Origin of the sequence: Roseateles cavernae (assembly GCF_040187885.1) — a bacterium.
Lineage (GTDB): Bacteria > Pseudomonadota > Gammaproteobacteria > Burkholderiales > Burkholderiaceae_C > Roseateles_E > Roseateles_E cavernae.
On record NZ_JBDPLH010000004.1, the window covers coordinates 194,413 to 220,299 of the forward strand.

A 25,887-nucleotide genomic window follows, 5' to 3' on the forward strand; every position below is an offset into this window, starting at 1 on the left:
GGCGTCATTGCTTCTTGACGAGCACCTTCTTGATCCAGCCCTCGCCCTTGCCCGACTGCACCTTCAGGAAGCCATCGCGCTCTTCGCCGAGGTAGAGCACCTCGTCGCTGCGTGCCAGGGTCTGCAACTCGGGCGCGCCCTCGCGCGGCTGGCGCAACACCTTGGCCCCGCCGATCTTGGGCACCATCACATCGCCCTCGGCCGCCGCGCCGGCCTGCACGCTGGTGGCGGCATTGCGCTGCGAGGCCTCGCCGGCGCGGGCCTGTATCAAGGACGGGTTGTTGCGGATCGAGCGGACGATGTTGTTCCAGTTGTCGATGAAGGAGGCGACGATGACCTTGCCCTCATTGGTGTTGGAATAGCCGCCCAGCGCCGCGCCGCCACCGCCGCCGAACAGCGCGCCGCCCAGCGAGAAATCGGCCTTCTCGGCGCTGCCCTCGGCCGCCGCGACCTGGATGCCGGAGCGCGAGTCGGCCAGCAGCAGGCTGGTCTGGGCCTGCTTGAACTTGAGCCCGCCGACAATGCCGCCGATCAGCCGCCCGGCATTGCCACCGAAGGCGCCCAGCAGGCCGCCGCCGATGCCGCCGGCATTGTTCTCGCTGAACACCACATTGGGCGTGACCAGGAAATCGGCCGTCACCATCTGGCCCTTGCCGATGTTCTGGTCGGCCTGCAGCTGGCCGGACTGGGCCAGCGCGCGCTCCTGCATCATGTTCTGCATCGCCATGCCGCGCTCGACCACCTGGAAGCAGTTGGACTGCTGGATCAGCATGCGGATCACGCTGGTGGGCGAGCCCAGCTGATAGCGCTGCAGCGCCACCGACAGCGCCGACTGCGGCTCGACCACCGCGATCGTGCCCTTGGGGGCCTCGCATTTCTCCAGCTCGGCCGAGGCGCCCTGGGCGCCATCGGGGCCGACGCCGCCGGTGGCCTTGGAGCCGCCCTTGCCGAGTTCCTGCGCCAGGCCCTGCAGCGGGACCGCCAGTGCCAGACCGCAGGCCAAGGCCAGCCACGAGTGTTTATGCTTTGTCATTGAGAGCCCCCGTTGTAGTTGCAGCTGCTGATTCTAGGCATGGCGAGGCCCGCCGGCTCGGTTCTAGCTTGGGGGGCGATCCGCCGATCAGCGCCGCCCCGAGACCGCGATGCCCGCCGCGATCAGCGCGAAGGCGACGCCGTGGTACCACTGCGGCCATTCGCCCAGCAGCGCGGTAGACATCAGTGCCGCGAACACCGGCGTCAGATTGCCGAAGAAGGCCGCCATTGCCGGCCCGGCCTCGGCCACGCCCTGGCCCCAGCAGCGATAGGCGATCAGCGAGGGGCCGATGGCGACATAGACGAGGGCCATCGCAAGACCTGGCCCCCAGACCAGGGGCTGCGCGGTGTAGCCCTGCTCGACGCCGGCCATCAGCCCGGCGAAACCGAGGCCGAAGATCAGCTGGGACATCATGATCTCGGCCCAGTTCCAGGCGGGTTTTCGATCCCCCAGCATATGGGCCGGGGGGCGCGCCAGCATCCAGCTGTAGATCGCCCAGGAGAACACCGCCAGCAGCATCAGCAGATCGCCGGGCACGAACTGCACCCGGGCCAGATTGGCGAGCTGACCGCGCGCGATCACAAAGGCCACGCCGATCAGCGACAGCAGCGCGCCGCCGATCTGCCAGCGGCTGGGCCGCACCTTGAAGACCAGCGCGCCGATGGCCAGCATCCAGACCGGCATGCTGGCGGCGATCAGGGTCACGTTCAGTGCTGTGGAGCTGCGCAGCGCCTGGTACTGCAGTGCGTTGTAGCAGCCCATGCCCAGCAGTCCGCTGAGCGCCAGATAGCGCCAGCGGCTGAGCCATTGCTGCGGCTGCGCCAGCAGCCGCCAGGCCAGCGGCAGCAGCAGCACAAAGACCAGGCTCCAGCGCAGCGCGTTGAGCAGCAAGGGCGGCACGCTGCCGGCCATCAGCCGGCCGACCACCGCATTGCCGGCCCACAGCAGCGGCGGCAGGGTCAGCATCAGGGCAAGGCGCGGGGTCAGCATCGGCGGCGTCGGCAGGATCGGGCAAAGGCTGGCACGATAGCGGAATTCATCCATTGACGTTGAGGAGAGAGCGCATGAGCCGTCGCGAAAAAGCCGTCCAGATCCTGCAGCCTGGCGCACCGGAGGCGATGCAGCTGGTCGACATCGAGGTCGGCGAGCCCGGGCCTGGCGAGATCCGCATCCGCCATCAGGCCTGCGGCCTGAACTACATCGACGTCTACCACCGCAACGGCGCTTACCCGCTGCCGCTGCCCGCCCGCCTGGGCATGGAGGGGGCCGGTGTCATCGAGGCGGTGGGCGAGGGCGTCACGCATCTGAGCGTCGGCGACCGCGCCGCCTATGCCAGCCAGCCACCCGGCGCCTACTGCACGGCGCGCGTGATGCCGGCGCGCTGCGTGGTGCGATTGCCGGACGCCATCTCGTTCGAGACCGGCGCCGCGATGATGCTCAAGGGCCTGACCGCGCAATACCTGCTGCGCCGTACCCTGCCGCAGGGCGGTCTGCAGGTCGGCGACTTCGTGCTCTTCCATGCCGCCGCCGGCGGTGTCGGCCTGATCGCCTGCCAATGGGCCAAGGCGCTGGGCCTGCAGCTGATCGCGACGGCCGGCTCGGACGAGAAATGTGCGCTGGCGCTGGCCTCGGGTGCGAGCCACGCGATCAACTACCGGCGCGAGGACTTCGCCGCGCGGGTGCGCGAGATCACCGGCGGCAAGGGCGTCAAGGTGGTCTACGACTCGGTGGGCCTGGATACTTTCGAGGGCTCGCTGAACAGCCTGGCGACCTTCGGCCTGCTGGTGAGCTTCGGCAATGCCTCGGGCTTTGCGCCGCCGGTGCAGCTGGGCCAGTTGGCCGCCAAGGGTTCGCTCTATGTGACCCGGCCGACCCTGTTCACCCACCTGGCCACGCGCGAAGCCACACAGGCGATGGCCGATGATCTGTTCTCGGTCGTCGGCAGCGGCCAGGTGAAGATCCACGTCGAGCAGCGCTATGCGCTCGACCAGGTGGTGCAGGCGCACCGCGAGCTCGAGGCCCGCACGACCATAGGCTCAGGCGTGCTGCTGGTCTGAGGGCAGGGGCGAGGGTGAACTGGGCGCCGACTCGGGTGCCGGCAGGCGCGCCATCGCCAGCTCGAAGCTGAAGCAGGAGCCGGTGCCGGGCTGGCTCTCCACCGTGACCTGGCCGCCCATCAGGCCCACCAGGCGCTGCACGATGGTCAGGCCCAGACCGGTGCCGCCGTAGCGCCGGGTGATGCTGCCGTCGGCCTGGGTGAAGGGGTCGAAGACCTGGGCGATCTGCTCGCGCGTCATGCCGATGCCGGTGTCATGCACCGAGAAGCGCAGGCGCAGCGGGGCCGGCGCGCTGTCTTCGTCCAGGCGCAGGACCTCCAGCCGCACCTCGCCCTTCTCGGTGAACTTCAGCGCATTGCCGACCAGATTGACCAGCACCTGGCGCAGCCGCAGCGCGTCGCCCAGCACGCGCTGCGGCACGCCCGGCTGCACCTTGGCATGCAGCGAGATGCTCTTCTCGTGCGCATGCAGCAGCAGCGGGTGCAGGGCCTCGCGCAGGCAGTCGTGCAGGGAGAAGGGCTGGCTGTCGATGACGACGCGGCCGGCTTCGATCTTGGCGACGTCCAGCAGGTCGTTGATGATGACCATCAAGCCCTTGGCCGAGGTATGGGCCAGCTCGATGAATTTGCGCTGGCGCTCGTTGAGCTCGGTCTGCAGCACAAGCTCGGTCAAGCCCAGCACGCCGTTCATCGGCGTGCGGATCTCATGGCTCATATTGGCCAGGAAGCTGCTCTTGGCCTGGCTGGCCGCCTCGGCCACCTCGCGGGCGGCCTCCAGCGCGGCCTGCGAGGCCTTCAGATCGGCGATGTCGCGGGCATTGAACTGCATCACCAGCTCGCCGGTGACCGGGTCGCGCATCGGCCGGGCGTCGACGCCGTGCCAGCGCCGGCCGCTGCTGGTCAGCAGTTCCAGATCGGCACTGAAGGTCTGGCCGCGCTGCACCTGGGCGAAGATGCGCCGCGCCAGCTCGGGTTCGGGAAACATCGCCATGAAGGCCTTGCTGCCACGCTCCTCGGCTAGGCCACCGAAGCAGCTGGCGGCGGCCGGGTTGCGCATCAGCACGCTGCCGTCCTTCAGGCTGAACATCGCGATGCGCACCGAGGTGTGCTGCAAGGCCTCGACGCCGCGCAACATGCTTTTGTCGACCCCGGTGGGCAGCGCGTCGGCGGCGAACAGCATCACCTGGCGTCGGTCCGGTGTGCGAATACCGCGCGAAACCAGCAGCACCGTGGTGGCCTGGCCCTTGGGGTAGAGCGTCCACTGCTCGCGCACGATCTTGTCCTGGGCGTGGTCGGCGGCGGTGACGGCCAGACGCTCGCGCACCATAGTGCTGGTGTCGGAGAAGTCGCGCGACAGGAATTCCTCGGCACTCTCGGCCTTCCAGAAGCTCAGCGCCGCTGCATTGGCCCAGAGATTGCGCTGGCGCTCGGGATCGAAGACCCACATGGGCACATCGAGCCAGTCGTAATGCGTCAAGCTGGAGAAATCAAGCATGGGCGGCAGGGGCCGGAGGAGGAGGGCAACGCCCTCCATTGTGGCGTGAGCCGGATGCTGCGGAGATGAAGAATTTGTGCCGGCTTGTTCAGTCCGTCACGGCCGCGCGGTAGGCGTGCCAGCTGGCATGGCCCAGCACCGGCCCGACCACCAGCAGCCCGGCAAACCAGGGCAGCAGGGCCAGCAGCACCAGCACGGTGATCAGGCCGCCCCACAGCAGCATCACGCCGGTCTGGCTCAGCACCAGGCGCAGGCTGGTCAGGCCGGCGGTGACGGCATCGACCGGCCGGTCCAGCAGCATCGGGATCGAGACCACGCTGACCGCGTAGATCAGGCCCGCGAAGACCGCACCGACGCCCAGATAGGTGACGACGAAGCCGAGGTTCTCGGGGTCGAGGAATTTGGCCAGCGAGCCGGCCAGATCAGGCATGCCGTCGAAGCTGACCGCGAAGATCACCAGCGCGGCGCGGCCCCACAGCATCTCCAGGATCAGCAGCACGCCGCCGAAGATTGCCAGCTGCGACAGCCGCGCCTCCCAGGCCAGGATGGAGTCGGCAAAGTCGGGCTGCTCGCCGCGCTCCAGCCGCATGCTGACCTGATACAGGCCCAGGCACATAAAGGGCCCCATCAGCAGAAAGCCGGCCGACAGCGCCAAGGTGTAGGCCGGCGCATGTTCGTAGACCTTCAGCAGGGCCCAGCCCATGGCCATGAAGCAAAAGCCGTAGAACAGGCCGATGCCGGGGGCACGGATGAAGTCGCGCCAGCCGGCCGCCAGCCAGCGCAATGGGTCGCTAAAGCGCAGTGGGCGCAGCTGTATGTCAAAGGCCGAGGTCTCGGCCGGCTCGTCGCTGGTGCTCATGGCGCGAGCCTAGGCCAGACGCGAGCAGATGTGTAGCGGGGCTAGCCCTTGCGGACGCGGCGGATCTCGTCCCAGATCAGCAGCACGGCACCGACCGTGATCGCGCTGTCGGCCACATTGAAGGAAGGGAAGTACCAGCCACCCCAGTGCAGCTGGATGAAGTCCACCACATAGCCGTGCAGCAGGCGATCGACCACATTGCCGATCGCGCCGCCGAGGATCAGCGACAGCGCCCAGGCGAACAGGGTCTGGTGGCCGTGGCGGCGCAGCATCACGGTGATGAAGACGGTGGCCACCGCGCCCAGCCCGACGAAGAACCAGCGCTGCCAGCCCGAGGCGCCGGCCAGGAAGCTGAAGGCCGCGCCGGTGTTGTGGACCCGCACGACGTTGAAGAAATCGGTCACATGGCGGCTGTCGCCGAGCTGGAAATGGCCCAGGATCAGGGTCTTGCTGAATTGGTCCAGCACGATGATCAGCAGGGCGATTCCCAGCCACAGGGCCAGGCGCGAAGAGGACGAGGAGGACTTGGAGGCTGCCATGGATGGAGGGAGGAAACGGTGCGCTACTGTAGCGCCCCAGGCTACAGTTGCGGCCCGATGAGACTGCGCTTCAAAATCCTGCTGCTGGCCATCCTGCCGCTGGTCGCCTCGCTGGTGCTGATCGCGCTGGCGGTGCGCCAGCAGGAGCGCGAGCTGCTGGCGCGCGAGCACGCGACGATGCGGCGGGCCTATATGGAAGCGCGCCGCGACGAGCTGCGCCACTACGTCGAGCTGGCCGTCAGCACGCTGAAGCCGCTGTATGCGCGCGGTGGCGACAATGAAGCCGACAAGCAGCAGGCCCTGCGTCTGCTGGCCTCGCTGGACTACGGCCAGGATGGCTATTTCTTCGTCTACAACCTGCAGGGTCGGGTGCTGATGCACTCGCGCCAGCCCGAGCTGCTGGGCCGCGAGCTCTGGGATCTGCGCGATCCGCAGGGCCGACCGACCATCCAGCAACTGATCGCGCAGGCGCGCGCCGGCGGCGGCTATGTCGACTATCTGTGGCGCAAGCCGTCCAGCGAGCGCATGGTGCCCAAGCTGGGTTATGTGGTGGCGATGGAGCGCTGGGGCTGGATGCTGGGCACCGGACTCTATCTGGACGGCATCCAGGCCACGCTCGACCAACTCGATGCGCAGGCGCAGCGCAATATCGCCCAGACCATGTGGTGGATCGCCGGCATTGCGGTCTTCGGCGTGGCCCTGATCAGCGTCTGCGGCCTGGCGCTGAACCTCAGCGAGCAAAGACTGGCCGAGGCCAAGCTGCGCGCGCTGGCCCACCAGGTGGTGCGCTCGCAAGAGGTGGAGCGCGCGCATCTGTCGCGCGAGCTGCACGACGGCGTCAGCCAGACCCTGGTGTCGACCAAGCTGCTGATCGAGAGCGCCCAGCGGGCCGGCGATACGGCGGCCTTGCCACGGGCGCTGGAGCGGCTCAACGCCAGCCTGACCGAGGTGCGCGGCCTATCGCACCGGCTGCGGCCGGCCCTGCTGGACACGCTGGGCCTGCCGGCGGCGCTGGAGCACCTGGCCCGCGAGTTCGACGAGGTCGGCCCGGCCCAGGTCGGCTGGCAGCTGCTGGGCACGCCGCGCGCCTTGCCCGATTTGCTGAACACGGTGCTGTTCCGTGTCGCCCAGGAGGCGCTGACGAATATGGCCAAGCACGGGGCCGCCACGCGGGTGGCGCTGACGCTGGAGTTCCAGCCGGGCGGCGGCGTGCTGCTGCGGGTGCTCGATGACGGCCGTGGCTTCGATCCCGAGGCGGTGCAGGCGCTGCCCGAGCAGGGCATCGGCCTGCGCAATATGCGCGAGCGCCTGGCCTCGGTGGGCGGGCTGCTGGAGCTGCAGTCCAGCCCCGGTCATGGCACGCAGATCGAGGCCGGCATCAGCGGCGCGGCGCTGCAGCGTCTGGCGCGCGACAATCCCGCTCCATGAAGGTCGCGAGCGAACAAGCCATCCGCATCCTGCTGGTCGACGACCATCCGCTAGTGCGCGAGGGGTTGCGCTCGCGCCTGCAGGCCGAAGCGCGCTTTGCCGTCGTCGGCGAGGCCGGCGGCGCCGAGGAGGCCATGGTGATGCTGGTGTCGACCCAGCCGGCGGTCGTGCTGCTGGATGTCGGGCTCAAGGGCCTCAACGGCATCGAGCTGGCCCAGACCATGCTCGAGCGCCAGCCCGAATTGCGCCTGCTGATGTACAGCATGTACGACAACCCCGAGTACGTGCAGCGCGCGCTGCAGGCCGGTGCGCGCGGTTATGTGCTGAAGGACGCGCCGGCCGGCGAGATCGTGGCGGCCATCGACGCGGTCGCGGCCGGCGGCACCTTTCTGAGCCCTGCGGTGTCCAAGCGCCTGTTCCGCAGCCAGCAAGCGCGGCCCATCCTGTCGCCGCGCGAGAGCGAGATCCTCTCGGCCCTGGGGCGAGGCGAATCGAGCAAGCAGATCGCCAAGGCGCTGGACCTGTCGGTGCGCACCGTGGAGACGCATCGCCAGAACATCAAGCGCAAGCTGGAGCTGGAGGGGCAGGCGGAGCTGATCCGCTATGCGGTCGAGCATGGCCGTCGCCTGGAATCCTAGGGTTAGCACCTAAGCATTGCCACGCAGGCCGCTTAAGCCGGGCCACGGATGTGTCGTCCTGTGCCGCGGCGCACACTCGCCGCCTGCACAGCAGCGGTGCGTCCGTGCGCCGAAGCGCCCCATAAAGGAGACAGATCCATGTCCAGTATTCGTCGCCACCTCGCCTGGGCGGGCGTGGCCATTCTTGGCGCCGCGTCGCTGGCCGTTGTGGCCCTGGCGCGCGGCGAGGCGGTCAGCGCGCTATGGGTGGTGATCGCCGCCGTCTGCGTCTACCTGATCGGCTACCGCTACTACAGCCTGTTCCTGGCCACCAAGGTGCTGGGCCTGGACCCGACACGCCAGACGCCGGCCTGGAAGTACAACGACGGCCTGGACTACGTGCCGACGCACAAATACGTGCTGTACGGCCACCATTTCGCCGCGATCGCCGGCGCCGGCCCCCTGGTCGGCCCGGTGCTGGCCGCGCAGATGGGCTATCTGCCCGGGCTGCTGTGGATACTGGCCGGCGTGGTCTTCGCCGGTGCGGTGCAGGACTTCATCGTGCTCTTCATCTCGACGCGTCGCGACGGCCGCTCGCTGGGCGATCTGGTCAAGCAGGAGATGGGCATGGTGCCCGGCGTGATCGCGCTGTTCGGCGCTTTCATGATCATGATCATCATCCTGGCGGTGCTGGCCCTGATCGTCGTGAAGGCGCTGGCCGATTCGCCCTGGGGTACCTTCACCGTGGCGGCGACGATTCCTGTCGCGCTCTTCATGGGCGTCTATCTGCGCTACATCCGCCCGGGCCGCATCGGCGAGGTCTCCATCATCGGCTTCGTGCTGCTGATGCTGGCCATCATCGGCGGCCAGTGGGTGCACGAAAGCCCGACATGGGCGCCGCTGTTCACCTATGACGGCAAGGCCCTGACCTGGATGCTGATCGGCTACGGCTTCGTCGCCGCGTCGATCCCCGTCTGGCTGCTGCTGGCCCCGCGCGACTATCTGTCGACCTTTCTGAAGATCGGCACCATCGTCGCGCTGGCCATCGGCATCGTGATCGTGGCGCCGCCGCTGCAGATGCCCGCGTTCACGCAGTTCGCGGCCGGCAATGGGCCGGTCTGGTCGGGCAATCTATTCCCCTTCCTCTTCATCACGATCGCCTGCGGTGCGGTCTCGGGCTTCCATGCGCTGATCTCCTCGGGCACCACGCCCAAGATGCTGGACAACGAGGTCAACGCCCGCTTCATCGGCTATGGCGGCATGCTGGCCGAGAGCTTTGTCGCGGTGATGGCCTTGGTGGCCGCTTCCTGCATCGAGCCGGGCGTCTATTTCGCGATGAACAGCCCGGCCGCGCTGGTGGGCAGCACGCCCGAAACCGTCGCGGCGACGCTGTCGACCTGGGGCTTCGTGATCACGCCCGAGATGCTGGTGCAGACCGCCAAGGATGTCGGCGAGAACACCATCCTGGCTCGCGCCGGCGGTGCGCCGACACTGGCCGTCGGCATGGCCCACATCCTGCATCAGGTGGTCGGCGGCAAGACCATGATGGCCTTCTGGTACCACTTCGCCATCCTGTTCGAGGCGCTCTTCATCCTGACCGCCGTGGACGCCGGCACGCGCGCCGGCCGCTTCATGCTGCAGGACCTGCTGGGCACCTTCGTGCCGGCGCTGAAGAAGACCGATTCGCTGCCGGCCAACCTGATCGCCACCGGCCTGTGCGTCGCGGCCTGGGGCTACTTCCTCTACCAGGGCGTGGTCGATCCGCTGGGGGGCATCAACACCTTGTGGCCGCTGTTCGGCATCGCCAATCAGATGCTGGCCGCTGTCGCGCTGATGCTGGGCACGGTCGTGCTGTTCAAGATGAAGAAGGACCGCTACGCCTGGGTCACCATTGTCCCTGCGGCCTGGCTGCTGGCCTGCACGATGACGGCCGGCTGGCTGAAGATCTTCTCGTCCGATCCCAAGGTGGGCTTCCTGGCCCATGCGCAGAAGTACGCCGATTCGCTGGCTGCCGGCACCGTGCTGGCGCCGGCCAAGAGCCTGGAGGCGATGGAACGCGTGATCTTCAATGACCGTCTTGATGCGGCGCTGTGCGGTCTGTTCATCTTCGTCGTGCTGAGCGTGCTGGTCTACAGCGTCAAGGCCGTGGTCGCGGCGCGCGCCAGCCGCAAGCCGACCGCTCAGGAAACCGCTTACGAGCGCCTGCCGGCCGACACCACGCTGGGCGGCCAGCATGCTTGAGGAGCAACTGGCCGGTCTCGGCCGGGCCGGCCGCTATATGGCGCAGAGCCTGCGCCTGATGGTGGGCCTGCCCGACTACGGCAGCTATCTCGAGCATATGCAGCGCACCCACCCGGAGCAGGCGCCGATGAGCTACGAAGCCTTTTTCCGCGAGCGCCAGCAGGCCCGCTACGGTGCCCGCATGGGCCGCTGCTGCTAGCCTGTTGCTAGCGATCGCGGCAAGGACTACATTGCGGCCTATGGCCCTGTTCGTGGCCGGCCCGGCCACCGAGTTCTTGCAAGGAGTTCGCGATGCGCAAAAGGATCTACTGGTTGCTGCCCGACCAAGGCAGCGCGGTCAAAACCATGAACGAGCTCTTGCTGGCCCGCATCAGCGAGCCGCATATCCATTTCGTCGCCCGTGAGGGTGCCGATATGAGCGGCCTGCATGCGGCCAATGTGCTGCAGACCTCGGACCTGGTCGAGGCGGCCCAGACCGGCCTGCTGCTGGGCGCCGGGCTCGGTGCGGCGCTGGGCGTCGTCGGCGCCTATGTGCTGGCCGGCACCGCACCGCCGGCCCTGATCGTGATCGCGCTGGCCGGCATCGGCGCGGTGCTGGGCACCTGGTCGTCCAGCATGATAGGCAGTTCGACCCCGAGCCGGCGGCTGACCCGGTTCGACAAGGCCATCGAGGCCGGCCAGTATCTGCTGATGGTCGATGTGCCGCGCTCGCGCGTCACCGAAATCGAGCAGTTGCTCGAGCGCACCCATCCCGAGGCGCATTTCGAGGGCCTGGAGCCCAACGTCCCAGCCTTCCCCTGACCGACCGGGGTTTGGAAACAAGAAGGGGCGCCGCGGCGCCCCTTGCTACGCTCAGGCCACGCTGCGCGGCTCGCCCGTGCCGTAGAGATTGCTGTCGCAGCGGCCGCAGATCGTCGGGTGGGCCGGGTTGGCGCCGACATCGTCGCGGTAGTGCCAGCAGCGCTCGCACTTGGCCTGGCTCGACGGCGTGACCGTGACGCTGAGCTCATCGGCCGGCACCAGGCTGGCAGCCGAGGTGATCAGCACGAACTTCAGGTCCTCGCCCAGGCTTTGCAGCAGGGCCAGGTCTTGCGGGTTGACGCCCAGGCTGACCTCGGCCTGCAGCGAGGAACCGACACCGCCGGCGGCGCGCACGGCCTCGATGGCCTTGTTGACCGCGTCGCGGATCGCGTGGATGCGGTCCCACTTGGCGATCAGGCTGCTGTCGCTGCCCTCGAACTGCCAGTAGGTCTCGGTGAAGATCGAGTCGTCGGCATGGCCGCCGTCGAAGATGGCCCAGGCTTCCTCGGCCGTGAAGCTCAGGAAGGGCGCCATCCAGCGCAGCATGGCCTGGGTGATCTGCCACAGCGCGGTCTGCGCCGAGCGGCGCGCCAGGCTGCCGGGGGCGGTGGTGTAGAGCCGGTCCTTCAGCACATCGAGGTAGAAGCCGCCCAGGTCTTCCGAGCAGTAGACCTGCAGCTTGGCCACCACCGGATGGAATTCATAGCGCTCGTAGTGCGCCAGGATCTCGGCCTGCAGCTCGGCCGCACGCGCCAGCGCATAGCGGTCGACTTCCAGCAGCTGCGCCAGCGGCACTGCGTCTTTCCGGGCATCGAAGTCGCTGGTGTTGGCCAGCAGGAAACGCAGGGTGTTGCGGATGCGGCGGTAGGCATCGACGACGCGGGCGAGGATCTTGTCGTCGATGGCGAGGTCGCCGGAGTAGTCGGTGGCGGCGCACCACAGGCGGATGATCTCGGCACCCATCTTGTCGCTGACCAGCTGCGGCGCGACCGTGTTGCCGACCGACTTGCTCATCTTGCGGCCCTGGCCGTCAACGGTGAAGCCGTGGGTCAGCAGGCCGCGGTAGGGTGCGCGGTCATTGAGGGCGCAGCTGATCAGCAGCGAGCTGTGGAACCAGCCGCGATGCTGGTCATGGCCTTCCAGGTAGAGATCGGCCTCGGGGCCGCTCTCGTGCGCCGCGCCGGCATGGCTGCCCTTGAGCACGTGCTGGAAGGTCGAGCCGGAGTCGAACCAGACGTCGAGGATGTCGCTGCCCTTGCTGTAGACATCGGCCTCGGCACCCAGCCATTCGGCAGGGTCAAGTTTTGCCCAGGCCTCGACCCCGCCGGCTTCCACCAGCTGCGCGGCGCGCTCGATGAATTCCAGCGTCTGCGGATGCGGCAGACCGCTGTCCTTGTGCAGGAAGATCGGCAGCGGCACGCCCCAGCTGCGCTGGCGCGAGATGCACCAGTCGGGCCGGCCGGCGATCATGTCGTGCAGACGGGTGCGGCCGTTCTCGGGATAGAAGCTGGTCGCGGCGATGGCGTCCAGCGCGATCCGGCGCAGGGTCTTGGGCGCCTTGTCGACGCTGAAGACACCCTGAGTTCCGGATTCAGCCTCGTCCATGCGCACAAACCACTGCGCGGCCGCACGGTAGATCACCGGCGTCTTGTGGCGCCAGCAGTGCGGATAGCTGTGGGTGATCTTGCTGTGCGAGAGCAGGCGGCCGGCATCTTCCAGCGCTTGCGCGATGAGCGGATTGGCCTTCCAGATGTGCTGGCCGCCGAACAGCGGCAGCTCGGCCTCGTAAGTGCCATTGCCCTGCACCGGGTTCAGGATGTCCTTGAAGGCCAGGCCGTGGGCGACGCAGGAGTTGAAGTCATCGAGGCCGTAGGCGGGCGCCGAATGGACCACGCCGGTGCCGTCCTCGGCGGTGGCGTAGTCGGCCAGGTAGACCGGGCTCTCGCGGTCATAGCCGGCGTCGACATGGGCCAGCGGGTGCTTGAACTTCAGCAGCTCGAGTTGCTTGCCCAGCGTCGTGGCCAGCACCTGGCCCTCGAGCTTCCAGCGCGCCAGGCATTTCTCGACCAGGGCCTCGGCCACCATGAAGATGCCGCGCGGCGTGTCGACCAGGGCGTAGCTGAGCTCGGGGTTGAGATTCAGCGCCTGGTTGGCCGGGATGGTCCAGGGCGTGGTCGTCCAGATGACGGTGAAGGCGTCCTTGGCCAGCGAGGGCAGGCCGAAGGCGGCGGCCAGCTTGGCCGGCTCGGCGCTCAGAAAGGCCACGTCGACGGCCGGGCTCTGCTTGTCGGCGTACTCGATCTCGAACTCGGCCAGCGAGGAGCCGCAGTCGAAGCACCAGTAGACGGGCTTCAAGCCGCGGTAGACGAAGCCGCGCTCGAACAGGCGCTTCAGCACGCGGATCTCGCCGGCCTCGTTGGCGAAGTTCATCGTCTTGTACGGGTTCTCCCAGTCGCCCAGCACGCCCAGGCGCTTGAAGTCGGCGCGCTGCTGGTCGATCTGTTCGGTCGCGTAGGCGCGGCTCTTGGCCTGCACCTCGTCGCGTGGCAGGCCACGGCCGAAGGTCTTCTCGATCTGGTTCTCGATCGGCAGGCCGTGGCAGTCCCAGCCGGGGATGTAGGCCGCATCGAAGCCCGCCAGCTGGCGCGCCTTGACGATCATGTCCTTGAGGATCTTGTTCGCGGCATGGCCGATATGGATCTGGCCGTTGGCGTAGGGCGGGCCGTCGTGCAGCACGAACTTCGGGCGGCCCACACGGGCATCCCGCAGGCGCTTGTAGACACCGCGGTCTTCCCAGCTCTTGACCCAGCCCGGCTCGCGCTTGGGCAGGTCGCCGCGCATCGGGAAGAGGGTGTCGGGCAGATTTAGCGTGGCGCGGTAATCCGGTTTGGTGGCGTCGGTCATGGCAGGCGGCAATCAGGGACAGGCATGAGCCTGCAAATCGGGGGTGTGCCCGGCGGGCACAGACTGAGGAGGAGGCGCGCTCAGCGCTTCAAATTCGGTCGCGCGTGGTCTGGCGGCGCAGCGAGGCATGGGTTGCCACATGGCCCGCCAGATAGGCGCGCGCGTTATCCACGTCCTGACGGATCGCGGCCGTCAAGGCGTCCAGCCCCTCGTAGCGGGCTTCGTCGCGCAGTTTGTGCAGGAGTTCCACGCGCACGAGTTTACCGTAGGCCCCGTCGGCCCCCAGCTCGGCCGGCCAGTCCAGGCAATGCACTTCCAGCAGCACCCGGCCGGCATGCTCGATGGTCGGCCGCACGCCCAGCGAGGCGACGCCGTCCAGCGGCCCCTGTGTCAGCCCATGCGTGCGCACCGCATAAATGCCTTTGGCGGCCGGCTTGTCATGCGGGAAGCGCAGGTTCAGCGTGCGAAAACCATCGGCCGCGCCGGCCGCCGATTCGCCCAGCATCCGGCCCAGCTTCTTGCCATGCACGACATGGCCGGAGATCGAGTAGGGCCGGCCCAGCAGGCTGGCGGCCGCCTCCATATCGCCCTGGCTCAGCGCCTCGCGCACCGCCGAGCTGGACACGCGCAGACCATGGACCTCGTAGCTCATCATGCGGGCGACATCGAAGCCCATGCGCTGGCCGGCCGCGTCCAGCGTGGCGTAGTCACCCTGGCGCTTGGCGCCGAAGCGGAAATCGTCGCCCACCAGCACGTACTTGGCACCCAGGCCCTGCCGCAAGACCTGCTGGATGAAGTCCTGCGCGCTCAGCGAGGCCAGCGACTCATCGAAACGCAGCACAACGACCTGGTCGATGCCGCAGCGCTCGAGCTCGCTGAGCTTGTCGCGCAGCGGCGCGATACGGGCCGGGGCGAGCTCGGGCTTGCCCAGTTTGGCGGCGAAAAAGTCGCGCGGATGCGGCTCGAAAGTCAGCACACAGGTCGGCAGACCGCGATGCAGGGCTTCTGATTTCAGCAAGGCCAGCATGGCCTGGTGGCCGCGATGCACGCCGTCGAAATTGCCGATGGTCAGCGCACAGGCGGGTGCGATGCCGGGATGGTGGAAGCCGCGAAAGACATGCATCCAGGGATTATCTACGCAGGCCTAGGCCAGAGCCGGTGCGCGCAGATGGCGTTGCACCATGGCCGCCAAGTCATCCAGCTCGAAGGGCTTGACCAGATAGTCGTCCATGCCGCATTCGAGGCAGCGGTCGCGGTCGCTGTTCACCGCGCTGGCGGTCAGCGCGACGATGGGCAGGCGGGCCAGCCCCTGGCGCCGCTCGTGGGCGCGCCAGCTCTGTGTGGTCTCGAAGCCGTCCAGCTCGGGCATCTGGCAGTCCATCAGCACCAGGTCATAGTCGGCGCTCTTGAGCCGCTCCAGCGCCTGCAGGCCGTTCTCGGCCTGATCGACCACCAGGCCGCAGCGCTCCAGCATGCTGGAGGCGACCAGCAGATTGACGACGCTGTCGTCGACCAGCAGTACCCGGCCGGCCAGCTGCGGCAGCTCGGTCGGGGCCGGCGGCTGGCTGTTCTCGGGTTCCGCACAGACCTGCAGCGGCAGCGTGAACTCGAACACCGAACCCTGGCCGGGCATCGAGGCGCAGCGCAGATCGCCGCCCATCGCGCGGGCCAGCTCGCGCGAGATCGTCAGGCCCAGGCCGGTGCCCTCCTGGCGGCGCGGCGCGGCGCCATCGCCCCGCAGCACCTGTTCATAGGGCGCGAAGACCCGCTCCATCTGGTCGGGCGCGATGCCTTCGCCGGTGTCGCGCACCGCAAAACGCAAGAGGGTGCCGGCGCGCATGTCCAGCACCGTGCTGACATCGACCGCGACCCGGCCGCGCTCGGTGAACTTGATCGCGTTGCCGACCAGGTTGTGCAGCACCTGTTTGATGCGGTCGGCATCGCCCAGCACGCAGACCGGCAGGGCAGGGCTCAGGCTGAGCTCGAAGGCCAGGCCTTTGTCGCGTGCGCTGCCCGACAGCAGGCGGCAGACATCGTCGACCGCCTCGCGCAGCAGCACCGGGCCGGACTCGACCACCAGCTTGCCCGACTCGATGCGGGACAGGTCCAGGATGTCGTTGACCAGGGTCAGCAGATGGCGGCCCGAGCGGCGCACGATATCGATCTGCTCGCGCTGCTGGGCGTCGAGCGCGGAGCGCTCCAGCAATTGCGTCATGCCCAGGATGCCGTTGAGCGGCGTGCGGATCTCGTGGCTCATCACCGCAACGAAACGGCTCTTGCTGCTGCTGTCGCGTTCGGCCGACTGCAAGGCCTGCTGGCGCTCCTCGGCGATCCAGGCATTCTCGAAGCGCAGGCGCAGCAGCTCGGTGCTGCGGGCCTCGGCGCGGCGCGACTCGAGCTGGGTCAGGGCCAGGAACAGCCCCAGGCCGGCGCTGACGAAGAGGCCGGCCGGCGTGCCCAGGCTCAGGTGGTAGGCCATCAGCGGCGTGAAGGCCAGTACGGAGAACAGCAGGTGGGCGCGCCAGACGCTGCCCAGCGAGAACAGCCCGACGGCACCCAGCCCCACCATCGAGGCCAGGATGATGCCGTCCAGGTCCGGCACGGCCGGGTTGTGGAAGAGCCAGCCCATCGCCCCCCAGCTCAACGCGTCCAGCGCCAGCAGCAGCAGATAGCGCAGCTGCCAGCGGGCGCTGTCGCCGCAGGCCGGCCGCGCACGGCGGAACTGCAGCACGTCCAGGCAGCGCAGGCCGCCGATGGCGAGCCGCGCGGCCAGCCAGCCCAGCAGCAGCGGGCGAGGCAGGTGCTGCCACAGAAAAATGACCGGGAAGCCGCTGAACAGCAGGCCCGCCAGCGTCGGGGCCATCGTCATCTCGTACAGCGATGCGAGGCGCTCCGACGCCACCTGAGCGGTGATGTCGGCCCTCGATTCGGTATTCCCTCGGCCCCTCGGGGGCTCGGCTCTGATCGTCTGTGTCATACAGCTAGGACGCGGCACCCTTGCTGGGCGCTCTAGGACGGGTGGCGGCAAGCAAGGCGCCCGCCGCATCAATCCCTAGGTTCTACAGATCGCCGATGACAAACATCCTAGGAGGAACCCGCAAGCGTGGTGTGGCCGCCGCAAAGCCTAGGGAAACTCAGGGGGTGATCAGGCTCGGGCTGCTGACCCAGGTCCACTGGCCGGGCTTCAGATCGGCCGGCAAGGTCAGCGCGCCGAACTGCGGGCGGTGCAGGGCTTCGACGCGATTGCCGACCGCCGCGACCATGCGCTTGACCTGGTGGTATTTGCCCTCGATCAAGGTCAGACGCAGGCCGTGGGTGCCCGCCGCCGTTGCGAAAGCCTCGGCGCCTTCCGCGTGTGCCTGCTCGGCCTTGCGCGCGGGCTTGCCGGGCGCCGGATCCGGCTCGTGCAGCTCAACGCCGGCCAGCAGCCGCGCGACCTGCTCCGGCGTCACCTCATGCTTGCACTGCGCTTCGTAGATCTTGGGCACATGGTGCTTGGGGCTGGTCAGCTTGTGGATCAGGCTGCCGTCATCGGTCAGCAGCAGCAGGCCGGTGGTGTCCTCGTCGAGCCGTCCGACCGGCTGCACATTGCGCTCGCGCAGCGGCCCGGGCAGCAGGGTCATCACGCTGGGATGGTGCTTGGGCTTCTGGGAACACTCGTAGCCGGCCGGCTTGTTCAGCAGGATCAGGGCCTTCTCGTAAAAGGGCCAGGTCTTGCCGCTGACGACGAACTCCAGGCCCTCGGTCTCGAATTCGGCATCGGCGTCCTCGATGAGCTCGCCGTTGACGCTGACCTCGCCGTTGTAGATCAGGCCGGCGCACAGGCGGCGGGTGCCGAAGCCTTGGGAAAATAGAATTTGTGACAGACGCATGGGCCGATTATCCGGCCAGCTCGGCCACAGCCGGCAGGCCGGGCAGGCCGGTCGCGGCCCGCACCGCACGCAGGACCGCGCGGGCGGTGACTTCGGCCGCCAGCGGCCCGAGCAGGCGGAGGTCGCCGCGTTCGCCCGTCGTGCCTGTTGCCAGCGAGAAGATCACATCGCCATCGCTGACCGTGTGGACCGGGTTGATCGTGCGGGCCAGGCCGTCGTGTGCCATCTGGGCCAGCTTTTTGGCGCCTGCCTTGTCCAGGCTGGCATCGGTCGCGACGATGCCCAGGGTGGTGGCCGTGCCGCTGAGCGGCACGGCGGGCAACTCGCCGCGCAGCATCGCCTGCAGCATGCCCAGCGGCCGGCCGTCGTCGCCGCGCGCGCCGGCGATCAACTGGCCGCTGGCCGGGTCGATGATGTCGCCGATCGCATTGACCACCACCAGGGCGCCGACGGTGACTCCGCCGACCGTCACCGAGGCCGTGCCGATGCCGCCCTTCATCGCGTGTGCAATGCCGCGCAGCTTGCCCAGCGTGGCACCGGTGCCGGCGCCGACCGAGCCCTCGGCCGGCGCCCGCGAGCTGGCGGCCTCGCAGGCCGCATAGCCGGCGGCCGCATCGGGGCTGATCGCCGGATCGCCCAGCCAGAGATCAAACAGCACGGCGGCCGGCACGATGGGCACGCATGCCGGTCCCACCGCGACGCCGTGGCCGCGCTCGGCCAGCCAGCGCATCACGCCGCCGGCGGCGTCCAGGCCGAAGGCGCTGCCGCCGGTCAGCAGCAGGCCATGAATCTGGTCCACCGTGTTCTCGGGCGCCAGCAGATCGGTCTCGCGGGTGCCGGGTGCCGCGCCGCGCACATCGACGCCGGCGGTGGCCCCTTGCGGGCACAGCAAGACCGTACAGCCGGTCGGGCGGCGGTGGTCGGTATGGTGGCCGACCATCAGGCCGGCCACATCGCAGATCGAGGAATCGGGCATCAGGCCGCGAGCCCGCCTCAGGCGAAGACGCCCGCCGTGTCCTGCATGCGGGCGCTGACCTCGCCGAGGTGGTGCAGGCTGTCGCCGAACTGCATTTCCATGGTCGTCAGGCGCTTGAAGTAGTGGCTGCCGATGTACTCGTCGGTGACGCCGATGCCGCCATGCAGCTGGATGCATTGCTGGCCGACGAAGCGCAGGGATTGGCCCAGCTGCAGCTTGGCCTGCGACAGCGCCCGGCGCCGCGAGGCAGGTTCGTCGCCCAGCTTCAGCGTCGCGAAATAGCTCATCGAGCGCGCCAGCTCCAGCTGCATCTTCACATCGGCCATGCGATGGCGCAGCGCCTGGAAGCTGCTGATGACGACGCCGAACTGCTTGCGCGTGTTCAGGTACTCGGCCGTGATCGCGACCAGCTTCTCCATCGCGCCGACGCCTTCGGCGCACAGCGCCGCGATGCCGATATCGATGGCCTGCTCCAGCACGGCCAGGCCCTGCTCGGGGCCGACCAGCAGCGTGGCGGGTGTGTTGATGAGCGTCAGCTCGGCGGCGCGCGAGCCGTCCTGCAGACTGTAGGGGCGGGTCGAGACGCCGGCCGCGCTGCGTTCGACCAGGTAGAGGGCCAGGCCCCCCTGGCTCAACGCCGGGACGATGAAGGCATCGGCCTGGTCACCGGCCGGCACCAGACTTTTGGCACCCGAAAGGCGCAGACCGTCGGCGCGGGTGCTTGGCTGGTCGAAGCGGTAGCGGGCGCCACGCTCCTGATGAGCCATCACGATCAGGGCCTCACCGCCGGCGATCTTGGGCAGCCAGGCCGCTTGCAGCTCGGCCGGTGCATGGGCGAGCACGGCCGGCGCGATCAGCGCGGCCTGGGCATAGGGCTCCATCACGATGCCGCGGCCCAGCTCTTCCATCACCACCATGGCCTCGACCGGACCGAAACCCATGCCGCCCTGGGCCTCGGGCACGGCCAGGGCGCTCAGGCCCAGGCCGACCAGACCTTCCCAGGCCGGCCTGGAAAACCCGCCGGCCTTGACGCTGGCGTGGCGGCGAGCGAAGTCATAGTCCTTGTCGACCCAGCGGCGCACGGCGTCGCGCAGCGATTCCTGGTCTTCATTGAAGTCGAAATCCATGATCCGTCCTTTCTTTCAGCCGAGCACCGTCTGGGCGACGATATTGCGCTGCACTTCGTTGGAGCCGCCGTAGATGGTGGTCTTGCGATAGTTGAAGTAGTGGCTGGCCAGCGGCGCGCAATGGGCGGCGCCGATATGGTCGCCCTGCCAGCCGGCTTCCATCGCCTCCTGGATGAAGGGCAGGGCGAAGGGCCCGGCCGCCAGCATCATCAGCTCGGTATAGCGCTGCTGGATCTCGCTGCCGCGGATCTTCAGCAGGCCGGCGACATCCAGGCTTTGCTTGCCGCTCTTCTCGGCCGACAGCACGCGCAGCACCATCATCTCCAGCGCGACGATGTCGACCTCCAGCAGCGCGATCTGGTCGCGAAAGCGCTGCTCCTCGAGCATGCCTTCGCTCTTGGCGATGCGCTTGAGGCGCTCGAGTTCGCGCTTGGCGCGGTTCACGTCGGCGATATTGGTGCGCTCGTGGGCCAGCAGGTACTTGGCATAGGTCCAGCCCTTGTTCTCCTCGCCGACGAGGTTCTCGGCAGGCACCTCGACATTGTCGAAAAACACCTCGTTCACCTCATGCTCGCCGTCCAGCATGATGATGGGCCGCACGGTGACGCCGGGCGACTTCATGTCGATCAGCAGAAAGCTGATGCCGGCCTGGGGCTTGACTGCGGTGTCGGTGCGCACCAGGCAGAAGATCCAGTCGCCGTACTGGCCCAGCGTGGTCCAGGTCTTCTGGCCGTTGACGAGGTATTTGTCGCCCTGGCGTTCTGCCCTGCATTTGACCGAGGCCAGGTCCGACCCCGAACCCGGTTCGCTATAGCCCTGGCTCCACCAGACCTCGCCGCTCATGATGCCGGGCAGATGGCGTTGCTGCTGCTCGGGCGAGCCGAAAGCCATGATGACCGGCGCCACCATCACCGGGCCGAAGGGGACGACTCGTGGCGCTCCGGCCAGCGCGCATTCCTCCTCGAACAGATGGCGCTGCACAGCATTCCAGCCCGGTCCGCCGAACTGCTTTGGCCAGGCCCAGCCATGCCAACCCCTTTTGCCAAGAATCTTGGCCCAGCGCTGCATATCGTCCTTGGACAGCCGCAGGGCGTTGTGCACCTTGTGGCTGATGTCCTTGGGCAGGTTCTCGGCCACCCACTGCCGGATCTCGGAGCGGAACGCCAGTTCCTCGGGGGTGAAGTTCAGGTCCATGCTGTCTCCTCGAATACTTGCTGCTTTTTAGCACGAGCGTTCGATTTACAGCTGTCTCGGCAGGGACAAATCCTCGCTGGGCGACCCAAAACGAACAAAGCGCCTGCAAGAGGCGCTTTGTGCTTGGGTGATTGACTCAGGCTCGTGAGGAGCGCCGTGACACACGCAGGGCCAGCAAGGCCGCTGCTGCCAATGCCAGGGAGGCTGGCTCCGGAATGCCGGTCGACGGCTCCTGCTTGCCAGCGCCAGCAAAGGAGAACAGCTTGAAGTAATCCTTGTTGCCGTCGCCGGCCACTCCGCCCAGATTCGAATTGAAGGCACTGATCAGCCACCAGCTGGAACTCTTGTTCTTGCTGGCGTCAGCATTGTTGTTGAAGGTCGCGCTGGGACTGTTGGTGTTGGTCGATGCGGCCAGATCAAAAACATTGGCCACCAATTCCCAGCCTTGGCCGTTGCCGTCAAGAATGTCGGCCTTGATATCGGCCGTGGTCTTGCCCTGGACGTTCGGGGCATCGGCACCGACGTACCGCAGGATGGTGATGTCGGCGTCGTTGTAGCGCCAGCCGATGTTCAGCGCATTCAGGGCGACTGCGGAATCGAACTTGATCAGCAGAGAGTCGGTGTGGGTGTTGTTGTCCACCGAGTGCTGACCGCCAGTGCTGGTTTCGTTGTAGTCATTGACGATGCCGAACTCGACGCCGTCATACCTGCGCACCGAAGCCTTGTCGTAGCTTGAGCTGCTCGCGCCGCTGAATCCGGTGGTCGACCAGCCAGTCAGGGTTGCGTTGTTGACAACAGCGCCCGAGGTGGCACCGCAGCCATAGGCATTGCCGATATTGCTGACATTGCCGTTGGGGCCTGCCACCGTGCTCCCGCTCGCCGTCTGCGTGCAGGTGCTGGCTTTCCACGTCCAGGAGTCCGCTGCAAATGCCGGTGCGGCAAAGCCGGCGCCAAGCAAGGCGAGCAAGGCCAGGCATTTCAGAGGTTTTTTTGCCGTCATAGATGTCTCCGGAACGCAATCAGCTTGAAAAAGAATCATGACTGACGCAGAGCAAAAAACAGGCCAAGCACACGATTCTGAGGTTTGACAGGCACTTAGCGTCGATGCCTGGGTTTCCCATGGCAGGAATGTAAGCTTTTTTGACAGCCAAGTGCCCCCTCATTTGAGGGTTTGGAGCAGCGGCAGGGCTGCGGCGCGGATGTCGGCCGCGAGTGAGCCCTTGAGCGCCATCTGGAGCTCCTCACGGGCTTCTGCCTTTCGACCCAGCGCGGCAAGCACCACGCCCAGGTGGTAGCGGATCTCGGGGTTGTCCGGCTCGCGCAGACGGGCATCCCGCAGCAGCTGAAGCGCCCGCTCGTTTTGTCCGAGGCGGTGATAAGCCCAACCGGCCGTGTCAATGACCAGCGGATTGCGCGGTGCTTGCTGCAGCGCCGCTTCGGCGGTCTTGACCGCTGCCGCGGGCTGATCCAGGCGCAGCTGGACATTGGCCAGGTTGTTCAAGACTTCTGCGTCTTCGGGCTTCAATTTCAAGGCCGCCTCATAAGACCGTTGCGCCGCAGCAAAGTCGCCGGTGCGCGCCTGGGCATCGCCCAGCGCCTTGCGCACGACCAGGTCCCCGGGCTTGCCTTTCAGCCATTGCTCGGCAAGCTGGATCGCGGGTTTGCCGCCATCTTGTGCCGCGAGCACACGGAACAGCCGCAGCAGATGGGTGCTGTTGGGCTGGAGCTCCAGGGCGCGACGCAAGGATTCCTGTGCCGGGCCGGGCTGCTCGCGGGCCATATGAATGTCGGCCATCAGGTTGTGACCGATCGCCGCACGGGGCTGCAGTTGCAGGACCTGGCGGGCGCTCTTCTCGGCCTTGACGAGATCTCCCCGCAGCAATTCGGCGCTGGAGTTCATGGCCAGCGCCCGCGTCGACTGAGGCTCGGTGGACAGCACCTTCTCCAGCGTGTAGACGGCAGCATTGGGGTCGTTGGCCGTCATTTGCAGCTCGGCCACGCTCAAGAGCAGGCCGCTATCGAAGCCAGCCTTACGCGCGGCCGTCGTCAGGGTGCTGCGCATGCCGGGAATATCGCCGCCCAGGAACTGAGCCTGGGCGTAGGCGTTCAGGGCCTTGACGTCGTCAGGCGTGCGACCCAGCAGGCGCTTGGCGGCCGCCAAGGCGGCTGCGGCATCACCGGCCCGCAGATGCCAGGCGACCAGTGCGTGCTGGGCCTTCAAGGCGCCGGGGCCATTGCCTTCGACCGACCGCTCCAGCCAGCGCAAGGCGTCTTCGGGCTGGCGCCTCAGTTCCGATAGGGTTGCCATTTCGAAGAGCACATCGGCATTGCGCTCATCGGCCTTCAGCAAGGTCTTGAGTTGTGCGTCAGCCTCGGTCAGCTTGCCCGAGGCCAGCTCCACCCGTGCCAGCCCCAATCTCGGCTCCAGCAGCTCCGCGTCCAAGCTCAGGGCCTTCTGATAGGCGGTGCGTGCGCCGGCAAAGTCACCGGCGCGCTGCTTGGCGATGCCAGACAGCGTCCAGACGCTGGGGCTCTTCGGGTGGTGCTTGACCAATTGGTCGGCGATCTGACCTGCCTTCTTGAATTGTCTGCTGCCCAGATGGCGACTGACCAGTGCCATGCCGGCTTGCAACTGGCGTGGATCCTTCTTCAGTGCGGCTTCGAGTTCGGCAAGGCCGCTGGCCGTCTGGCCGCTCTGCAGCAGTCCCAGGCCCAGCACGGTCCTGAACTCGGCCGAATCGTTGCCACGCAAGGCGTCCTGCATCATCGAGGTCGCCTTGGCATGGCGCCCTTGTGAAACCAGCACCGAGGCATACATGGCCAGGGCCTGACTGTCGGCAGGCTGGGCACGCAGATAAGGTTCCAGCACCTCGGCAGCACGCTCGGGCTTGTTCTCGTCGATGTAGATCTGCGCCAGCAGCTTGACCAGCGGGCTAGGCCCCATCGCCCGGTGTGCAGCCTCCAGATAGGGCAGGGCCTTCAGATACTCGTTGAGCGCGAAGTGCGCCAGCCCATTGAGCATCAGGATCTGCGGGCGGTAGCGGATGAATTCAATCGGCACCGGGTCGAGCAGCGATGTGACACTGTTGAGGGCAGCGTTGGATGCGGCGATATCGCCGCTGCTGCGTGCCAGCAGGGCCTTCAGGTAGACGCCGCGCGGATCCTCGGGTGCGAGCTCCAGCAGCTTGCCCAGATCGATGGCCGCCTCTTTGCGACGGCCCTGGTCGATCTGCACGCCGACCCGTGCCAGGCGGGCCTCGATGTGCGCGGCGTCGACCCGCAGCGCCTGGTCGTAAGCGGCGGTGGCCGCCGCGATATCTCCGCGAGCGTGGAAAACCGTGCCTTTCTGATAGTGCGCCTCGGCCGAATTGGGCCCCAGGCGCACGGCGCCCTCGGCCACTTTCAGGGCTTCATCGAGTTGCCGCGCCCGCACGCGCAGCGGCACCTCCAGCAACCAGACCTCGAGATTGTTCCGGTCGATGCCGCGCGCCTCTTCCAGCACCATGAAAGCGGCGCGGATATCACCCCGGTCGGCATGGGCCGAGGCGTATTGCAGGAGCATTCTCTGCCGCAGCGCCGGAGGCAGGCCGTCAGGCTTGAGTTCGGTTCGCTCCAGCACCTGGCCGGGCTTGCCTTGGGCCGCCAGCGATTGAGCCAGTGCCAGGGCGATTTCGCTGCGATCCACACCCAGGCGCAAGGCCTCGCCAAAGGCGATCTCGGCGCCGGCCGCATCACCGTTGGCCAGCAGTGCGCGTCCCAGCAGCACCTGCACCGGCAACAGATTCTTGTCCTGCTGCAAGGCATTCTTCAGCTGGATGATGGCGCCGGCCATGTCCTTGCGCTGGTAGCGGCTCAGGGCATCTTCGTAGAAGGTGGCCGCCTTGCCCGAGTTGGCCAGGCAGGCCTGGGAAGCCAGGCTCAGACCGGCAAGCAGCAGACCGGCAAGGCGGCGCTGCGGCCATCGCTGACTGGAGCGGGACCGGGTCTGGCTGGCACAAGGCATGGGGGCAATCGTTGGCTGACGCATCGTGGTAATCATACGTTCCGCCAATGCCTCGCCCGCCTGACCCCACCCGCAGGCGAGGGGGCGCTCAGTAACGCAACTCCAGCGTCATGACATCGTTGTCCCTGCGCATCTGAAAGCGCGTCAGAAAGCTGTTGCCCAGCAGCACATGGCTCATCTGGCCGGGCAGGATGATGGCGTCGACATTGCGAACCTCGACCTCGCCGACCCGCACCGACGCGAGCTGCAGCAGGTGGGCCGGCACCGTGCCATTGGCGGTCTGTGCCATCACGCGGCGGCCTTCGCGGAACTTCAGGCCCATGCGCTCGGCCTCGCTCTGGGCGATCGCGACATTGGTGGCGCCGGTATCGACCAGAAACTGCGTGGCCTGGCCGTTGATGCTGCCCTGGGCGACGAAATGCCCACCGGGCCCCGAGGCCAGCACGATCTGCCGGCCCGCGCCCGTGCCGGCCTTGCCGTCACCGATGCGACCGGGGGAGGCGCCCAGCACCAGGATCTGGCGCCGGCCGCCGAACTCGACGGTGGCGCGACCATCCTCCAGCGCCAGCAGTTTGACGCCGCGCACGCTCTGGCCCAGCGCCACGGTGCGCGCCTCGCCGTCGATCAGCAGCAGGGCCGATTGGGCGCCCAGGCTGCCGTTGAAGCTGACGCTCTGGCCCCAGGCCGCGCCGACCATCAGCACCAGGGCGAACAGGGCGGCGGCGCGGGGCGACGGCACGAG

General features: G+C 67.6%; 21 protein-coding genes. 6 read left to right on the forward strand and 15 right to left on the reverse strand.

What is annotated here, in order from left to right; genetic code table 11:
• Window positions 1-4: 4 nt before the first annotated feature.
• Together ABGI63_RS14350 and ABGI63_RS14355 are read right to left on the reverse strand one after the other, a co-directional pair.
• Window positions 5-1,033 (reverse strand): CsgG/HfaB family protein, encoded by a 1,029-nt coding sequence (locus tag ABGI63_RS14350; RefSeq protein WP_262970530.1) that lies wholly within the window; start codon window positions 1,031-1,033, stop codon window positions 5-7.
• An 87-nt stretch (window positions 1,034-1,120) separates the two neighbouring features.
• Window positions 1,121-2,077: a DMT family transporter gene (locus ABGI63_RS14355; RefSeq protein WP_349743077.1), complete on the reverse strand. Its 957-nt coding sequence runs from the start codon at window positions 2,075-2,077 to the stop codon at window positions 1,121-1,123.
• Window positions 2,078-2,097: 20 nt separating this feature from the next.
• On the opposite strand from ABGI63_RS14355, the gene ABGI63_RS14360 reads away from it, so the two are divergent.
• Entirely contained in the window at window positions 2,098-3,090 is a 993-nt protein-coding gene (locus ABGI63_RS14360; RefSeq protein ID WP_349743078.1) for a quinone oxidoreductase family protein, read from the forward strand.
• Here ABGI63_RS14360 and ABGI63_RS14365 read toward each other — a convergent pair.
• The 3 genes from ABGI63_RS14365 to lspA all read right to left on the reverse strand — a co-directional run bounded on the left by ABGI63_RS14365 (window position 3,070) and on the right by lspA (window position 5,982).
• Complete coding sequence (locus ABGI63_RS14365; protein ID WP_349743079.1) at window positions 3,070-4,584, reverse strand: hybrid sensor histidine kinase/response regulator; 1,515 nt, start codon at window positions 4,582-4,584, stop codon at window positions 3,070-3,072. The genes ABGI63_RS14360 and ABGI63_RS14365 overlap by 21 nt on opposite strands.
• Before the next feature lie 88 nt (window positions 4,585-4,672).
• Window positions 4,673-5,443 (reverse strand): DUF2189 domain-containing protein, encoded by a 771-nt coding sequence (locus tag ABGI63_RS14370; protein WP_349743080.1) that lies wholly within the window; start codon window positions 5,441-5,443, stop codon window positions 4,673-4,675.
• A gap of 41 nt (window positions 5,444-5,484) precedes the next feature.
• Window positions 5,485-5,982 (reverse strand): signal peptidase II, encoded by a 498-nt coding sequence (gene lspA, locus ABGI63_RS14375; protein WP_349743081.1) that lies wholly within the window; start codon window positions 5,980-5,982, stop codon window positions 5,485-5,487.
• 57 nt (window positions 5,983-6,039) lie between these two features.
• Here lspA and ABGI63_RS14380 point away from each other — a divergent pair, with 57 nt between their 5' ends.
• The 5 genes from ABGI63_RS14380 to ABGI63_RS14400 all read left to right on the forward strand — a co-directional run bounded on the left by ABGI63_RS14380 (window position 6,040) and on the right by ABGI63_RS14400 (window position 11,069).
• Complete coding sequence (locus tag ABGI63_RS14380) at window positions 6,040-7,410, forward strand: cache domain-containing protein (RefSeq protein WP_349743082.1); 1,371 nt, start codon at window positions 6,040-6,042, stop codon at window positions 7,408-7,410.
• Complete coding sequence (locus tag ABGI63_RS14385; protein WP_349743083.1) at window positions 7,407-8,048, forward strand: response regulator transcription factor; 642 nt, start codon at window positions 7,407-7,409, stop codon at window positions 8,046-8,048. Before ABGI63_RS14380 ends, ABGI63_RS14385 begins: the two co-directional genes overlap by 4 nt.
• A 138-nt stretch (window positions 8,049-8,186) precedes the next feature.
• The gene (locus ABGI63_RS14390; RefSeq protein WP_349743084.1) at window positions 8,187-10,268 is read left to right on the forward strand and encodes a carbon starvation CstA family protein; all 2,082 of its coding nucleotides are present in this window, start codon (window positions 8,187-8,189) and stop codon (window positions 10,266-10,268) included.
• Window positions 10,261-10,467 (forward strand): YbdD/YjiX family protein, encoded by a 207-nt coding sequence (locus ABGI63_RS14395; RefSeq protein WP_349743085.1) that lies wholly within the window; start codon window positions 10,261-10,263, stop codon window positions 10,465-10,467. Before ABGI63_RS14390 ends, ABGI63_RS14395 begins: the two co-directional genes overlap by 8 nt.
• Window positions 10,468-10,559: 92 nt before the next feature.
• A complete protein-coding gene (locus tag ABGI63_RS14400) occupies window positions 10,560-11,069 on the forward strand; it encodes a DUF1269 domain-containing protein (protein ID WP_137942091.1) in 510 nt (169 codons plus the stop codon).
• Between the two features lie 51 nt (window positions 11,070-11,120).
• Here the strand turns inward: ABGI63_RS14400 and ileS are convergent, their stop codons facing one another.
• The 10 genes from ileS to ABGI63_RS14450 all read right to left on the reverse strand — a co-directional run bounded on the left by ileS (window position 11,121) and on the right by ABGI63_RS14450 (window position 25,884).
• On the reverse strand, window positions 11,121-13,973 hold the full coding sequence (gene ileS, locus ABGI63_RS14405; protein ID WP_349743086.1) for an isoleucine--tRNA ligase: 2,853 nt from the start codon (window positions 13,971-13,973) through the stop codon (window positions 11,121-11,123).
• Window positions 13,974-14,061: 88 nt separating this feature from the next.
• Entirely contained in the window at window positions 14,062-15,096 is a 1,035-nt protein-coding gene (locus ABGI63_RS14410) for a bifunctional riboflavin kinase/FAD synthetase (protein ID WP_349743087.1), read from the reverse strand.
• 21 nt (window positions 15,097-15,117) lie between these two features.
• On the reverse strand, window positions 15,118-16,836 hold the full coding sequence (locus ABGI63_RS14415; RefSeq protein WP_349743088.1) for an ATP-binding protein: 1,719 nt from the start codon (window positions 16,834-16,836) through the stop codon (window positions 15,118-15,120).
• A gap of 271 nt (window positions 16,837-17,107) precedes the next feature.
• Window positions 17,108-17,845, reverse strand: a complete 738-nt coding sequence (locus ABGI63_RS14420) for a pseudouridine synthase (RefSeq protein ID WP_349743089.1) — start codon at window positions 17,843-17,845, stop codon at window positions 17,108-17,110.
• 7 nt (window positions 17,846-17,852) lie between these two features.
• A complete protein-coding gene (locus ABGI63_RS14425; protein WP_349743090.1) occupies window positions 17,853-18,821 on the reverse strand; it encodes a P1 family peptidase in 969 nt (322 codons plus the stop codon).
• Window positions 18,822-18,838: 17 nt separating this feature from the next.
• Window positions 18,839-19,948 carry an acyl-CoA dehydrogenase family protein gene (locus ABGI63_RS14430; RefSeq protein ID WP_349743091.1) on the reverse strand — a complete coding sequence of 370 codons (1,110 nt, stop codon included), beginning with the start codon at window positions 19,946-19,948 and terminating at the stop codon, window positions 18,839-18,841.
• Between the two features lie 15 nt (window positions 19,949-19,963).
• Entirely contained in the window at window positions 19,964-21,142 is a 1,179-nt protein-coding gene (locus ABGI63_RS14435; protein WP_349743092.1) for an acyl-CoA dehydrogenase family protein, read from the reverse strand.
• 136 nt (window positions 21,143-21,278) lie between these two features.
• Window positions 21,279-22,142 (reverse strand): exosortase-dependent surface protein XDP1, encoded by an 864-nt coding sequence (xdp1, locus tag ABGI63_RS14440; protein ID WP_349743093.1) that lies wholly within the window; start codon window positions 22,140-22,142, stop codon window positions 21,279-21,281.
• Window positions 22,143-22,301: 159 nt separating this feature from the next.
• Window positions 22,302-25,145, reverse strand: a complete 2,844-nt coding sequence (gene prsT, locus ABGI63_RS14445) for an XrtA/PEP-CTERM system TPR-repeat protein PrsT (RefSeq protein ID WP_349743094.1) — start codon at window positions 25,143-25,145, stop codon at window positions 22,302-22,304.
• An 88-nt stretch (window positions 25,146-25,233) separates the two neighbouring features.
• Entirely contained in the window at window positions 25,234-25,884 is a 651-nt protein-coding gene (locus ABGI63_RS14450; RefSeq protein ID WP_349743095.1) for a retropepsin-like aspartic protease family protein, read from the reverse strand.
• Between the last annotated feature and the right edge of the window lie 3 nt (window positions 25,885-25,887).

Bases quoted from the DNA above. Each gene is read 5' to 3' on its own strand.
- ABGI63_RS14350 (WP_262970530.1), bottom strand. From the start codon at position 1,033: ATGACAAAGCATAAACACTCGTGGCTGGCCTTGGCCTGCGGTCTGGCA.
- ABGI63_RS14355 (WP_349743077.1), bottom strand. From the start codon at position 2,077: ATGGATGAATTCCGCTATCGTGCCAGCCTTTGCCCGATCCTGCCGACG.
- ABGI63_RS14360 (WP_349743078.1), top strand. From the start codon at position 2,098: ATGAGCCGTCGCGAAAAAGCCGTCCAGATCCTGCAGCCTGGCGCACCG.
- ABGI63_RS14365 (WP_349743079.1), bottom strand. From the start codon at position 4,584: ATGCTTGATTTCTCCAGCTTGACGCATTACGACTGGCTCGATGTGCCC.
- ABGI63_RS14370 (WP_349743080.1), bottom strand. From the start codon at position 5,443: ATGAGCACCAGCGACGAGCCGGCCGAGACCTCGGCCTTTGACATACAG.
- lspA (WP_349743081.1), bottom strand. From the start codon at position 5,982: ATGGCAGCCTCCAAGTCCTCCTCGTCCTCTTCGCGCCTGGCCCTGTGG.
- ABGI63_RS14380 (WP_349743082.1), top strand. From the start codon at position 6,040: ATGAGACTGCGCTTCAAAATCCTGCTGCTGGCCATCCTGCCGCTGGTC.
- ABGI63_RS14385 (WP_349743083.1), top strand. From the start codon at position 7,407: ATGAAGGTCGCGAGCGAACAAGCCATCCGCATCCTGCTGGTCGACGAC.
- ABGI63_RS14390 (WP_349743084.1), top strand. From the start codon at position 8,187: ATGTCCAGTATTCGTCGCCACCTCGCCTGGGCGGGCGTGGCCATTCTT.
- ABGI63_RS14395 (WP_349743085.1), top strand. From the start codon at position 10,261: ATGCTTGAGGAGCAACTGGCCGGTCTCGGCCGGGCCGGCCGCTATATG.
- ABGI63_RS14400 (WP_137942091.1), top strand. From the start codon at position 10,560: ATGCGCAAAAGGATCTACTGGTTGCTGCCCGACCAAGGCAGCGCGGTC.
- ileS (WP_349743086.1), bottom strand. From the start codon at position 13,973: ATGACCGACGCCACCAAACCGGATTACCGCGCCACGCTAAATCTGCCC.
- ABGI63_RS14410 (WP_349743087.1), bottom strand. From the start codon at position 15,096: ATGCATGTCTTTCGCGGCTTCCACCATCCCGGCATCGCACCCGCCTGT.
- ABGI63_RS14415 (WP_349743088.1), bottom strand. From the start codon at position 16,836: ATGGCCCCGACGCTGGCGGGCCTGCTGTTCAGCGGCTTCCCGGTCATT.
- ABGI63_RS14420 (WP_349743089.1), bottom strand. From the start codon at position 17,845: ATGCGTCTGTCACAAATTCTATTTTCCCAAGGCTTCGGCACCCGCCGC.
- ABGI63_RS14425 (WP_349743090.1), bottom strand. From the start codon at position 18,821: ATGCCCGATTCCTCGATCTGCGATGTGGCCGGCCTGATGGTCGGCCAC.
- ABGI63_RS14430 (WP_349743091.1), bottom strand. From the start codon at position 19,948: ATGGATTTCGACTTCAATGAAGACCAGGAATCGCTGCGCGACGCCGTG.
- ABGI63_RS14435 (WP_349743092.1), bottom strand. From the start codon at position 21,142: ATGGACCTGAACTTCACCCCCGAGGAACTGGCGTTCCGCTCCGAGATC.
- xdp1 (WP_349743093.1), bottom strand. From the start codon at position 22,142: ATGACGGCAAAAAAACCTCTGAAATGCCTGGCCTTGCTCGCCTTGCTT.
- prsT (WP_349743094.1), bottom strand. From the start codon at position 25,145: ATGCCTTGTGCCAGCCAGACCCGGTCCCGCTCCAGTCAGCGATGGCCG.